Origin of the sequence: Vibrio sp. SNU_ST1 (assembly GCF_030563405.1) — a bacterium.
GTDB lineage: Bacteria > Pseudomonadota > Gammaproteobacteria > Enterobacterales > Vibrionaceae > Vibrio.
In genome coordinates, this window is the sequence record NZ_CP130749.1 from 577,631 (window position 1) to 590,950 (window position 13,320).

The 13,320-nt window shown below is 43.2% G+C and carries 13 protein-coding genes; 7 read left to right on the top strand and 6 right to left on the bottom strand.

The window, feature by feature from the left end:
- The first annotated feature begins 3 nt into the window (after window positions 1–3).
- The gene (locus tag Q5H80_RS16920; protein WP_304570569.1) at window positions 4–2,010 is read left to right on the top strand and encodes a TonB-dependent siderophore receptor; all 2,007 of its coding nucleotides are present in this window, start codon (window positions 4–6) and stop codon (window positions 2,008–2,010) included.
- A gap of 220 nt (window positions 2,011–2,230) precedes the next feature.
- Here the strand turns inward: Q5H80_RS16920 and Q5H80_RS16925 are convergent, their stop codons facing one another.
- From Q5H80_RS16925 to Q5H80_RS16950, 6 genes are all read right to left on the bottom strand, one after another.
- A complete protein-coding gene (locus Q5H80_RS16925; RefSeq protein WP_304570570.1) occupies window positions 2,231–3,175 on the bottom strand; it encodes an ADP-ribosylglycohydrolase family protein in 945 nt (314 codons plus the stop codon).
- Between the two features lie 192 nt (window positions 3,176–3,367).
- Window positions 3,368–4,294, bottom strand: coding sequence for an amino acid ABC transporter permease (locus tag Q5H80_RS16930; RefSeq protein ID WP_304570571.1), 927 nt, complete (start codon window positions 4,292–4,294; stop codon window positions 3,368–3,370).
- Between the two features lie 177 nt (window positions 4,295–4,471).
- A complete protein-coding gene (locus Q5H80_RS16935; RefSeq protein WP_017093706.1) occupies window positions 4,472–5,281 on the bottom strand; it encodes a transporter substrate-binding domain-containing protein in 810 nt (269 codons plus the stop codon).
- A gap of 12 nt (window positions 5,282–5,293) precedes the next feature.
- On the bottom strand, window positions 5,294–6,091 hold the full coding sequence (locus Q5H80_RS16940; protein WP_304570573.1) for an amino acid ABC transporter permease: 798 nt from the start codon (window positions 6,089–6,091) through the stop codon (window positions 5,294–5,296).
- Window positions 6,091–6,837, bottom strand: a complete 747-nt coding sequence (locus Q5H80_RS16945; RefSeq protein ID WP_304570574.1) for an amino acid ABC transporter ATP-binding protein — start codon at window positions 6,835–6,837, stop codon at window positions 6,091–6,093. The genes Q5H80_RS16940 and Q5H80_RS16945 overlap by 1 nt, the downstream gene beginning before the upstream one ends.
- Window positions 6,838–7,062: 225 nt before the next feature.
- Complete coding sequence (locus tag Q5H80_RS16950) at window positions 7,063–8,211, bottom strand: iron-containing alcohol dehydrogenase (RefSeq protein ID WP_304570575.1); 1,149 nt, start codon at window positions 8,209–8,211, stop codon at window positions 7,063–7,065.
- Between the two features lie 193 nt (window positions 8,212–8,404).
- Here Q5H80_RS16950 and Q5H80_RS16955 point away from each other — a divergent pair, with 193 nt between their 5' ends.
- The 6 genes from Q5H80_RS16955 to Q5H80_RS16980 all read left to right on the top strand — a co-directional run bounded on the left by Q5H80_RS16955 (window position 8,405) and on the right by Q5H80_RS16980 (window position 13,286).
- Complete coding sequence (locus Q5H80_RS16955) at window positions 8,405–9,289, top strand: AraC family transcriptional regulator (protein ID WP_304570576.1); 885 nt, start codon at window positions 8,405–8,407, stop codon at window positions 9,287–9,289.
- A 649-nt stretch (window positions 9,290–9,938) separates the two neighbouring features.
- A complete protein-coding gene (locus Q5H80_RS16960; protein ID WP_304570577.1) occupies window positions 9,939–11,186 on the top strand; it encodes a RidA family protein in 1,248 nt (415 codons plus the stop codon).
- Window positions 11,187–11,401: 215 nt separating this feature from the next.
- Window positions 11,402–11,815, top strand: a complete 414-nt coding sequence (locus tag Q5H80_RS16965) for a lysozyme inhibitor LprI family protein (protein ID WP_304570578.1) — start codon at window positions 11,402–11,404, stop codon at window positions 11,813–11,815.
- A 101-nt stretch (window positions 11,816–11,916) separates the two neighbouring features.
- Window positions 11,917–12,273: a hypothetical protein gene (locus Q5H80_RS16970; RefSeq protein WP_304570579.1), complete on the top strand. Its 357-nt coding sequence runs from the start codon at window positions 11,917–11,919 to the stop codon at window positions 12,271–12,273.
- A 94-nt stretch (window positions 12,274–12,367) separates the two neighbouring features.
- Complete coding sequence (locus Q5H80_RS16975) at window positions 12,368–12,517, top strand: hypothetical protein (protein WP_269334780.1); 150 nt, start codon at window positions 12,368–12,370, stop codon at window positions 12,515–12,517.
- A 292-nt stretch (window positions 12,518–12,809) separates the two neighbouring features.
- Window positions 12,810–13,286 (top strand): GNAT family N-acetyltransferase, encoded by a 477-nt coding sequence (locus Q5H80_RS16980; RefSeq protein ID WP_304570580.1) that lies wholly within the window; start codon window positions 12,810–12,812, stop codon window positions 13,284–13,286.
- The last annotated feature ends 34 nt before the right edge of the window (window positions 13,287–13,320 follow it).

Sequence of the window (13,320 nt, forward strand, 5' to 3'; positions counted from 1 at the left end):
TTTATGGAAAGCCCAGTTAGCTCAACAATTAAGCTTTCAGCCCTCTGCATTGCAATTGCCAGCGCGTTTAGTAGCTCCGTTATTGCTGAAGAAAATACATCGCACTTCGATGAAGTTGTGGTGTGGGGAACGAAAGTATCAAGCAACACTGAATCGATCATTGCCGATGACATGTCACTCAAGCAAGCTGACCATATGTCAGATCTGCTGCGTGAAATCCCCGGTGTTGATGTTGGGGGAACACACTCGGTCAACCAACGAATTACTATCCGAGGGTTAAGTGAAACTGATTTAGACATTCGATTAGATGGCGCTTCTCAGCACGCGAACATGTTCCATCATATTGGTAACTTGACACTTAACCCCGACATATTGAAATCAGCTGATATCCAAGTGGGTAACAACTCGGTGACGCAAAATGGACTGGGCGGTTCAGTACTGTTTGAAACCAAAGATGCGAAAGATCTACTGCGTTCCGATGAAAGTTTTGGCGCTCGCGTTTATGGTGGCTATGCGACTAATGCAAGCCAGCAAGGTTCATTAACAGTGTACGGTTTGTTGTCAGATAACGTTGATGCCATGCTTTACAGCCATTACATGAGCCGTGATAACTTTGAAGACGGTGATGGTAAGGAAACCTTTGGCTCAGAAGGGGATGTATACAATATTTTAGGTAAGATTGGTTTTGAGCCAAGTGACTTGCACCGTTTTGAACTCTCTTATGATTTATATCGTGATAGCGGTGATTACAGCCCACGTCCTGATATGTCGGGTGGTACGAATGTAGGTTTGTCGAAAAACATCCTCATTCCTACCGATTACGACCGTGACACTATAACGGCTAGCTATGAGCTGCGTGGCGAAAGTCATCAAGGTAACGTGACTCTATACAACACGGAAACAGAGATTAAGCGTGATGAAAGTGTAATGGCACCACGTTGGCCATCTAATCGCTTATCCAAAAACACGGCTAAAAACCAAAACTTTGGTCTTAATGCAAAGTTCCAATCAGATTACCGCCTGATGTCGTTTGACAATACCGCGACCTATGGCTTTGACTACATGGACAAGTCGTCGAGCAGCTATTATGGCAGCAGTAAGTTTATGGATGAGTCGGCTATCTCTACCGCTCTTTTTGTTGAAGACCAGTTCTACTTTACTCAAGCATTTTCGGTTACAGCGGGGCTTCGTTTTGATGATTACCAACGCAAAGCCGCGATCGGTAACGATGACTTTGACGACGTAACTTGGTCTCTGGCAAGCCAATTGGACGTGACTCAAGATTGGACGCTCTTCGCGAGCACACGTTCGTTGTTTAAAGGTCCAGAGTTGATGGAGAGCTTTATTGCTTATCAAGATGTCGCTTATTTGGCTAACGATCTGAAGGCAGAGACTGGTCAGAACACGCAAGGTGGTGTCCGTTTCGACAAACGTTTAGATAACCACTTTATTGGTGCCAACCTGACCGTGTTCCAAACCAATATCGATGATTACATTGCCGAAAAGTACCAACGTGCGAGTAAGAGTTATTTGATTTATAACTTAGGTGACGTTGAGATAAAGGGCTTTGAGGCAAGCTTATCTTATGGCTACGAGATGTTTAACAGCAAACTCTCTTATGCACGCTCAGATACCAAAAATAAAGACACAGGCGGCGCTGTCGCTGGCGGAAATGGCCGCAGTATTGATATGGGTGACAGCATCACGCTAACGTTGGATTATCAGTCAGAAGCCCTTGAAACGATCTTTGGTTGGAACTCTATGTTTGTTAAAGACGAAGACAACGTATTCGATGGCCAGCCAATCAAAGAAGGTTATGATGTTCATAACCTCTACGCACAGTGGGTGCCTTCGAATCTTGATGGATTGTCTGTCACCTTTGGTATCGATAACGTGTTTGATGAGCAATACACCTCACACGCTTCTCGTTCGGGCACGGCGAGAGGATTTACCTTGGATGACTATGAACCAGGCCGTAACTACAAGCTTTCTGCTGCTTATCAGTTCTAGAGAAGGCTTTAGCGTTTAGGTTTGGTTAGCGCAATAAACTGGCGGTCGTAGGGATCCGCAAAGTTTAGCGCCCAAAGCTGAAACTATCCGTTTAAGTCGGTCGTTTAAAGCATTCATTTAAGTCATTCTTTTTAGTGATTACTTTAAGTGATTAGTGAAAGAAAAGCGCCTCTCAAGCAAGGAATCGAGAGGCGCTTTAGTTTTATTATTATTGTTTGAATCACTCAATAGGCAAAGACAATACACCGCCATTGAGTTCGACTTGTTTTAGCCATTCGGTTGGAATTCTGTCATCTTCTTCGTAGAAACACGCCGCTAATACCGCGCCAATCACAATCGCACGCCCGCAGCTGTCACCACCACATAAGATGTTGTCGCGAATGCCTTGTTTGTAATTCTGAGCACCCGCAATGATGCGAATCAGCAGTGGAAACGCGGCACTTAGTTCACAATGCAATCCGAACTTTTTCGCGGCATCTGTTATTGAAAGCTCGGGATCAGCCAGAGCCATGTCGATTTGGTCGTGTATAAACTTGCTACAGGTTTGTCGCACCATCTCTACCGACAGCAATGGCGAGTTGCCTTGAATCGCTGCTTGAATCAACAGGGTGATGGCTTGCGCCCATTCCACGGCTTTGTCGTTATTGTTAGTAACTCGTACCGCACTCTCTACCATGGCAGGCAAAGTGTGAGAGGTGTAAGTACAGGCTACTAATGGAATGATCTTTGAAACTGCGGGGAGCTGCGTATCGTCTGCGCCACAGGCAGTAATCGAGGCGCCCTCTAGTTCTAATTGATGGATGTTCAGCAAGCTCATGCGCGTCGCTTTATCAATGTAGCCTTGCCAACTACCACCGAAATCAAACCAGTTGCGGAAATGTTGAATATAGCTCGCTTCATCATATTTTTGATTGTCGACTAAACTGTCGACCATCGCCAATAACTGAGCACCGTATTGCGATTGCTCACCGGACGTTTTTCCTTGGTGAGCAAAGTAGCCTTTGTCTTGATAATCGAACTGATTCGGTGAGCGAAATTCTGGCTCGAAACCAGCCACGTGTAAGATCCTCTCTTGGTCATACAGCCAGTGCAGCCCCATGGAAGCGGCGTCTCCAACCAATGCGCCAACAACGGCGTAAAAAGCTCTTTCTTTATGATTGTCCATGTTGAGTGATGTCCTTGAGAAGAGTCAACGTAGTTCGATACTTTAAGTATAGTGATTCGGCGAGTATTTTGCTGTGTTTCTAAGAAGGAATATAAAGGGATAAATCCTGATTGGTCAATAACTTAAACCAATCAGGTGGAATTGATAAGGGCAATGAATGGTCGGGCGAGTCGATACTTTTGATTAATGGTGTTACTGATGGTTAAGGTAGGCGCTAGAACGCTGCTCAATCACTTTGAATAGACGCGAAAGTGCAAAGCACAAAGTAAAATATACGAAGCCAACAATCAGCCAGATCTCGAAGATCAAACCTGAAGAGTTTGCCATCTCTGTGCCAACAAACGTCATCTCTTGGATCGAAATCAGAGACACAATCGACGTGTCTTTAACCAAGGAGATTGCTTGGCCAGCCAATGGTGGGGTGATGGCAGTTAACACTTGTGGGCCCACCACAAATCGATACTTAGACAATGCAGACAAGCCAAGCGAATCGGCCGCTTCCCATTGGCCTTTAGGAATACCTTCTAAACCCGCTCGAATCACTTCCGCAATATAAGCCGAAGAGAGCAAACCAATACAAATAACACCAGACGCTAAGTTTTCCCAAAGGTTAGCTGGGCCGAACAGGAAATCTTGAACTGCGTTAATCTCACCATTGTGTTCACGTAAGATACTTTCTAAACCAAGTAATGGAATCAGTTGGTTAGAAACAAAGAAATAGAAGATGAATACAAACACCAGTGGCGGAATATTTCGAACTAACTGGATAAAAATCAGTGCAGGCGTTCTGAAGAAAGCGATTTTAGAGTGTCTTGCGATACCGAGTAATGTCCCAAAAGAAAGAGCTAACACCATGCTCCAGACACTCAAGCGCAGTGTAGCGATCAAGCCTTGGAAAAAGTAGGGAATACTGCCTTGAGAAGGTGGAATGAAAATTAGGGTAAACGCATCTTCCCAGCGCCACTGGTAGTTAATACCAACAGCGGAACGATAATAGAGCCAGCCAGCAAACGCACAAATGACGGCGAGTAACACGCCATCTAAAAGAGTAAGACGTTGATACCAAGGCTTCATATGAATGTTGGGCTTAGGTGTTGTTAATGCGCTAGTACTACTCACGTCATTCCTGTTTGAACATTAATTATTATTGGGTTGTTGCTTGGATCTAAAACAAATCAAATAAAGCTATTTAAAAAGGCTACTTAAATCGTCGATGAGAAGGCAGTGCAAACAGTGCACTGCCTTGATTTAGATTCACAGAATAGCTCATATTAGCAAAGTGAGCTCAACTTCAGATTACTGACCTTGAGCTATCTGGTCTTGCCAATCTAGAGTAGAGAACCAGTACTCGTAACGCTCTTTCAACCAACCGTCTTCAGTACGTGCTTTGATCCATTCGTTGAAGAATTCTGCCTTGTCAGTTTCACCTAGGCGAACTGCAAATGCTTCGTTACCTTTGGATAGACGCTCTTCAAATGGAATAAATAGCGTGTCTGCGTTTTTTATCGCTTCATGTTCTGGTTTCGGGCTAGACGCGATAACTGCGTGCGCGTTGCCGTTTAACACTTCTTGGAATGCTTGAGCATCGTCATCGAACTGTAGAACTTTCGCTTTAGGAAAGGTTTCACGAGCCACTTGAACTGTGAACGCACCACGACGAGCAGCAATTTTCACGCGACGAGAATCAAAATCAGAGATCTGAGTAAAACCTTCCGCTAGCTCTTTATTAGCGGCCAGTTGAACACCAGAGTGCGAGTAAGGTTCAGTGAACAGTACGCTTTTGGCACGAGCTTCAGTAATAGACATACCGCCGATGATCACATCAAATTTCTTCGACAGTAGAGAAGGGATGATTCCGTCCCATGCTGTGGGTACAAATTCGACTTTCCAACCAGAATCTTCGGCAAGGCGTTTCGCCACGTCGATTTCAAAGCCAACGAGATCACCTTGTTTGTTACGCATCGCCCAAGGAACAAATGTCGACATACCAACGCGCAGTGAGCCACGTTCGTTGATTTTATCGAGGTTAGGCGTTTCAGAAGCAAGTGCAGGCAAACTTACGGCAAGCGCAAGTAGGGCTGTAATTGCGGTTTTAAATAGCTTCATGCTGATAAATCCTTATTGTGTTCGCCAGTTAGCCCCGAGCTTATGCTCAAGCCAAGCAGCAACGGCAGAAAGTGAAAGTGTAAGAGCAAGATAAATGATCGCCACAGAGAACCAGATCTCGAATGGCATCGCGGTTTCAGAAACGATGTTTCTGGCTTCAGTCGTCAGGTCAAAAATAGCCATGACACTCACAATTGAAGAATTTTTAATAAGAGAAATCACTTCATTGCTCAAAGGTGGCAAGGTTCGTTGCACCACCTGAGGGAGAATCACATCCCAGTAAGTATAGATCTTTGATAAGCCCAAGGATTGAGCTGCTTCAAATTGCCCTCTCGCAATACCATTTAAACCGGCACGAAATATCTCGGCAGTGTAAGCGCCTTGGAAAAGTGCCAAGGCTAAAACGGCAGTACTAAAGCGATCCAGCCCCAGTACAGGGCCAAACACAAAATAGAGCAAATAAATTTGTACTAATAACGGCGTGTTACGAATCAACTCGACATAGCTGGTGGCTAAGGTGCGACCGACTACTGAATTGGAGTTACGTAATAGGGCTGTGGTTAAGCCAATCACCAGTGTTGCAACTAAAGAAATCAGAGAGATATTGATGGTAACGAGTAGTCCCTCCATCAATTCTGCAGGCCACCATTCACCATCTTCATAGAAAGCGATGTAGTCAGGTACTCGATCCCATTGCCAGCTGTATCCCATCGCCTGTGCACCAGAATCGAGGACCCAAACAACGGCTGCCGCAAGCACCACAATTTGTACTAAGGCAGATAGGGCGGGTTTAATAATTCGAATCAACATCAATAAGTCAGGATCTGATTTAGGAACGCTTGAGTACGTTCATGTTGAGGATTTTCAAAGAGCGCTTGTGGGGTATTCGATTCCACAATTTGTCCTTCATCCATGAAGATAACTCGATCAGCCACTTGCTTCGCAAAGCCCATTTCGTGGGTAACACACACCATAGTGATGCCTTCGCTCGCTAGTTCAACCATCACGTCGAGCACTTCGTTGATCATCTCCGGATCAAGCGCTGAAGTCGGTTCATCAAAAAGCAGTAATTCAGGCTTCATGCACAGTGAACGGGCGATAGCCACTCGTTGTTGTTGGCCACCAGAAAGTTGTACAGGATACTTGTTGGCTTGTTCTGCAATGTGCACACGCTCGAGGTAATGCATTGCTATCTTCTCTGCTTGTTGTTTGCTTTTTTTCAGCGTACGTATTGGAGACAGAGTCAGGTTTTCAAGCACAGTAAGATGGGGGAACAAATGGAAGTGCTGAAACACCATTCCGACTTGACCTGGTGTGTTGAACCTGCACGGAAGCGCTTGTTCTAGCACGGAAAGCTCACCACTTTCGAAGGGTTCTAGCTGATTGATACAGCGGATCAAGGTTGATTTACCTGAACCAGACGGCCCGCAAATCACCACTATCTCTCCCTGTTCAATATTTAAGTCGATATCCTTTAGGGCATGAAAATCACCATACCACTTGTTAAGTGACTTAAACTTAACCATTTCCTTGAGATTGTTCAAATCGTTATTCATACCTAGTAAAGAGACAGGTTTACCTTAACAATATGGAAATATGATTGCACATAAAATTAGGGACTTAAGAGAATTTAATAGCATCTTGTCGGGCCAATTAAAAAGCAGCGCCCAAAATGAACGCTGCTTCTGTTGTACGAAAGAAAAAAGCAATAGGTTCAGTCAGATGTGAAAATTCATCTTTGTATGACCGCTACCTTTGCTTTCTCTCTATGTTAGCGGCTCTTATTGAATCGCAGACTCCAGAATCTCACGTGTTTTCTCTGGCGTAATTGCCTGGTTCTCACCAAGTTGCAGGTAACCGTGTGATTCAAGCTGAGCAACAACGTTGTCGATTGCTGCCGCTTTGGTTGCTTCGTAGCCGTCGAACATAGTTGCAACGTCTAGGCTGTGGTAGAACGCTTCGATTGCATCGATAGTACGCTCTGCTAAGTCAGCACCTGCTTCTAGGCCAAATACGTTACGACCCATTTGCTCTAACTTGCCACGCTTCGCTTCTATTTGGTTGCGAAGTAGTGAAGGTTGAACAATCGCAAGTGAACGTGCGTGGTCTACGTGCCATAGTGCTGTGAACTCATGGCCAATCATATGTGTTGCCCAATCTTGAGGAACACCTGTGCCAATCAGACCGTTAAGTGCTTGGTTTGCTGTCCACATTAGATTTGCACGCCATGCGTCGTTATCACGCTCGTCGTATTGCTCACCCAGTACAAGTAGGTTTTTCAGTAGTGTTTCTGAGTAACCGTCTTGAACCATCGCGTTAGCAGGCATAGTGATGTATTGCTCACACACGTGGACCCAAGCATCAACTAAACCATTTACTAATTGGCGCTCTGGTAGAGACTTCATTACATCTGGGTCCATAACCGCAAACTTAGGCTGTACCGCAGGGTTCATGAATGCCAGTTTCTCTTGAGTCTCTTTACGAGTGATTACCGCACCCATGTTAGATTCAGAACCCGTCGCAGGAAGTGTCAGTACTGCACCAATAGGAGTTGCTTCAGTTACTTGGTGTTTGCCCGCTAGGATATCCCAACCATCGCCGTCGTATTTAGCCGCTGCAGCAACGTATTTAGAACCATCGATTACCGAACCACCGCCAACAGCGATAATAAATTCTACGTTTTCTTCTTTAACAAGAGCGACTGCTTTATCTAGCGTCTCTTTCGTTGGGTTAGCTTCAACACCAGCGAACTCAATCCAAGCGTGATCTTTTAGAGAAGCGACAACTTGGTCGTAAACACCGTTGCTTTTGATTGAACCGCCACCGTAGATGACTAGTACTTTCTTCGAAGTATCAACCGCTTGGCTGATAGCGTTAATTTGGCCTTGGCCGAAGTGGATAACTGTAGGGTTAACATAAGTGAATTGCATTAGAGATTCCTTGTGTAAAGCTCAATTTGTTATTTTATTTGATTGCTCAATTTCTATATTTGCATATTAGTACAGTAACCTAGGGTGATGAAGAGCTGATCCTCCAAATAAATTGCCTATTTCTACAAACTTGATATTCTTTCTCTGCTTTAGCTTACTTACTCCTAGCACTTGGAATGGAAAGTCGCCACTTATGAAAACACTCGCGCAGTTATTACAGTCTTATGTAGAACACAAAGGTTGGGATGATCTCGAAGGGATCAGAGAAACAGAGATTGAAGGCGTGTGGTTGTATAGAAGCAGTGGCGGGAATCAGCGTCAGCCATTCACTTACCAGTCGGGTATTATCATGCTCGGGCAGGGCAAAAAGAATATCTACATTGGCGACAGACCCGTTACTTACGCTGCAGGTGATTACCTTGTGGTAGGTGTACCAATGCCATTGGAATGTGAAGCCTTGCCTGTAAATGGCGAACCTTTGCTTGGTTTATCTATCAATATTGACTCTCAACGTTTGCACAGCTTGGTAAAAAAGTTAGAAGACCAAGGCTTTCTTGAGAGCTACTGCAATAAGCACAAACAGAATTCTAGCGGCTTAGAGTCCACGCCGATGGAAGAGCAAATGCTAGAAAGTTTTACTCGATTGGTGAAAATGCTGCATTGCGACATCGAAGCCAACATATTGGGTGATGCCATGGTCACCGAAATTGTCTACCGCGCCCTAACCGGTACAGAAGGGCGAGTGCTGTTTGATTTGGCCCATCATGACGGCCATTACGCACGTGTCGCTAAAGCGCTGTCCAAAGTGCATGAAGAGTACGACCAAACCATTACTGTTCAATCGCTTGCCTACGAAGCAAACATGAGTGTGTCTGCCTTCCACAATGCATTCCGTAATGTCACCTTTGAATCACCTCTTCAATATTTGAAGAAGGTAAGACTCAACAAAGCCAAAGAACTGATTCAACTAGAAGGCCTGCGAATTAGCGATGCTGCACGCCGAGTCGGCTACTCCAGCCCATCCCAATTCAGTCGTGAATTTAAGCGCCACTTCAATATAACCCCAAGAGCGGTTTAGTTCTTCTTTCAACGAAACTATGTGTTGAGAGCTATGGTGCCAAAAGCTATGGCGTCTCGTTCATCGTTGACGCCATCGTGATTCCTGAAAGTCCCATTTCTTGGCTGAACAACCATACTTATGATGTCATCACCCCTGAGCCTCATATTTGTTGAATTATATGAGTAAATGTATCTAATAATAGGCATTGTCAGATTGTAGGTATTTGATTCTCGAATATATTATTAACGTACTTATATAAAATAAGCTCTCGAAAATAATTAATTAAATAGCCTAAGAGTTTATGCACGGGTATAAGGGGTAAAGTTACTAACCTAGCTAGTAACGGAGTTTTAGTGTGAACAACCTATCAAATATCATCTAAATTTGGGGAATTATCCTTCCAATTATCTGAGAGAGTATTCAGGATTATTGAATAGACTTAAAAATAAAGAGAATTTAGCAGTTGATAAAGCCAAGTGTGACGGATAATTAGTCGTTTGATGACTAATTATTCTGTAACTTGCTGATTTATAGTCAACTGAGAGTCTGATGGATATCACGTTTACCCTCAAATAATTCACTTAACATTGCGCTACTTTAATCATTCTTTCCAATACGATTGTTAAATATAAATACGTATTCCTATATTATTAAAAGGATAATTCCGATGAGTAGCGATATCATTAAAATTTCAAGAAATACTGAAAACGCACCAATAAACTCTGTATCTACACAAACGGTCGCTTTTTCTCATTATAATAACTTTTCTGCTCAATTGCCTGTAGATCCTAAAACAGGTGAAGTAGTGATTGGTGATATTAAAGACCAAGCAGTACAATGCTTAAATAATATTAAGGCCATTGTTGAAAGCATCGACCATGTTATGGATGATGTCGTAAAGATTAATATTTTCGTTAAGAATATTTCTGATATCGATGCTATTGATGAAGTTTACACAAGCTTCTTCAACAACAGCCTGCCGACACGTACAGTCGTGGGTGTAGCTGCACTGCCAAATAGCGATGCGCTAGTTCAAATGGATGCGCTTATTTCAAACGGCGAAGGTACTAAACCACAAGCACCTTGCGCACTAGTTAAGGTCTCAAGAAATACGGATAATGCGCCTCAAAGTGCTGTGTCCACTCAGACTGCGGCTTTTTCTCACTACAACAATCTTTCAGCTCAGTTACCTATAGATGTAACCACAGGTGAGTTGGTTGATGGTGGTATCGAAGTGCAAGCGGCACAATGTCTATCAAACATTAAAGCGGTTCTAGAAAGCATCGGTCATGTCATGAATGATGTGGTTAAAACGACTATCTACGTAAAAAATATCGCAGATGCGGAAGTGGTAAATGAAGTATGTACTAAATTCTTCCCAAGCTACGTTCCTGCTCGTACCGTTGTTAACGCAGCTGAATTACCAATGGGCGCTTTAATTCAAATTGATACATCCGTTTCACATGGCGACGGCACACCGCCGCAATTACCAGAAGACACTCGCTTACTGGTTATTGAAACCAATAACACTGGTGCCGCACCATTCATGCCTTATTCGCATACTGTTGCTTTTTCTCACTACAATCATATCTCAGGCCAATTACCTTTAGACCCGAAAACAAATCAAGTGGTTGCTGGTGGTGTAAAAGAGCAAGCTGAACAATGTTTGAAAAATATTAAGGCGATCATTGAAAGTGTTGATCATAGTATGGACGATACAGTGAAGATCAATATTCAACTTAAAAATGTTTCAGACATTGATGCGGTGAACGAAGTTTATACCACATTCTTTAACGCTGACTTACCAGCAAGAACGGTGGTTGGGGTTTCAGAGATCCCTATGAATGCTCTGATACAAATTGATGCAGTCGTTTCTAACTGCGAAGGAACACCACCACAAGACCTTACTGTGTAAACAAAGTTAAACCCACTTCAAGCTAAGCGATCAGATTGTCGGTGATGATCTGATCTGCTCCTTCTTTAAATTGTTGGCTTGTACAGCACATTCTCATACCGTTAGAAATAATTAGTTAAACGTTTGGCTAGCCTGAGCCCGAAGAAATGATCAATACTGGTGATTCGAACTACTGCTTGTAGAGTAGATATCGCAGATTTTGAACTGTATTGGAGGTGCTTTTGAAAAAGTCATTAATTGTACTGGCGTTAGTTACTACATCTTCTTTCGCTGTTGATGATGAAGACCCTTGTAACGTTGAAGGTGGAGGGGTTACTGCGGGTTATCTGTGTGTCGAAGAGAAAATGAAACTAGCAAACATCGATCTCAATAAAACATATCAAGAAGCCATTATGCGAATAGCCGAGGAAGAAGCCGAATTGCAAAAAATCGAGTTTCAAATCGATCTAGAAGAACCTTTCCGGAGAGCTCAACAAGCTTGGTTGAAATACAGAGACGCAGATTGTGAATTTATTGGTCAAGCGTATACGCCTTCTCCTTGGGCCGGGGTTCAAATCGAAGAGTGTAAGCTAAGGATGATTTTAGAGCGTATCGAGTATTTTAAAGGTACATATTCAGTTCCAGATTGAAGAAGCTTAAACTTGATTCTGGGTAATTAAGTTGGGGTTCATAGAAGCGATGTACCAAGAACCGAAAATAGAATTAGAATGCGAGAAAGAAAATTAAGTGTATGAAATTTCGAGTTATTTTATTGTTGTGCCTAGCGATAGTGGGGTGTTCATCCAATCAAGAGCTAACACCTGATCCGACAACTATCACGCTTTTTTATGGTGAGACGTCGATCTCGGCGGGTGTGTTAGAAGATAAAACATTTAATTCGGTTCTAGCCGATAGAAAAGAGAGTGTTACTTTCTCGGGCTCACTATCAAAGCAAAACTCAGGTTACTTAGTTGATATGTTAGTAATCAGAGAAAATAGAGCACCACGTTCAAAGCGCCAATTAAACACCTTACTTCTTATGAAGCCGGGCGAGTTAGTGGATGTTGGCGGTGTGAACAATGATGTGTTCAGAGTCATTCTAGAGTAACAATCCCGAAGTAATCAATTAATGTAAAATTTTTCTTTACCTCAACCTAACTTCAAGTCTTAAGCTTCTCTTACCCAATAAGAAGGAGCTTATTATGCAAAATAACTACGTAAAAGAACTCGCCGTTAAAACTTACCAAGAAGAACTTCAGAAAGAGTACGTTAAATCTAAAGCTAGACCATTCCACGGCCCGAGTTTTATCGGTGGCGTACTGCTGTCAGTCGTGTTGGTTGGACTGTTTTAGCTATCAGGTTCATGGAATCTTTGATCCACTACCAACTCTCTTTCTTACAATTTGCTTGTACTTAATTGCTTACGGCACAATTGCTTAGGTTGATATATGGTGTTGATGTTAGAGGAAGTATGGCAAGCCAAGAGTATTAAAAGCGCAGATTACTGATATTACCTGTGGTGAGAATGTCACTGTCATCGAGCCAAGAAATTAACAGGTTTACCATAGGTTAAAAGAGACAAGCTTGCTGTTGATGATTCATAATATATGGCATCAATAGTGGTTGTTAAAAAGAGAGTTACTTATGAACATTGTGACAGTCTATAGTGGTAATCAGCAGGTATATGCGAATTTGTATCAGGGCTATGCGGCCGAATTTTCAAAGATCATCGGCGATAAACCTGATGAGTACGGCTTGTTCGAGATTTATCCGACGCTTGGCGATACCGTAACGGGCTATTTACTCTACATTGATGGTGTCCCTGCTGCGTTAACAGCCATTGAAACCAAAGCGCCAAGCGAGTTTGAGATTTGCGACTTCTATGTGGTGCCTTATTTTCGAAAAAACAAAGTAGGAAAACGGTTCATCTCTGAACTGTTTGAACATCTAAAAGGCAGTTGGGAGATCAAGCAAGTAGTGGGTGCAGACCATGCTGTTAAGTTCTGGAGAGAGGTCGTTAACGACTACACCTCAGGTAACTACGTGGAAGACCAATATCAGGACGAAAAATGGGGCTTGGTAACGAGACAATGCTTCAATCACGGTGCTAGTGCCGAGTAAAAGCTTATATATTGAAGCTGGCAGCGTCCTTCTA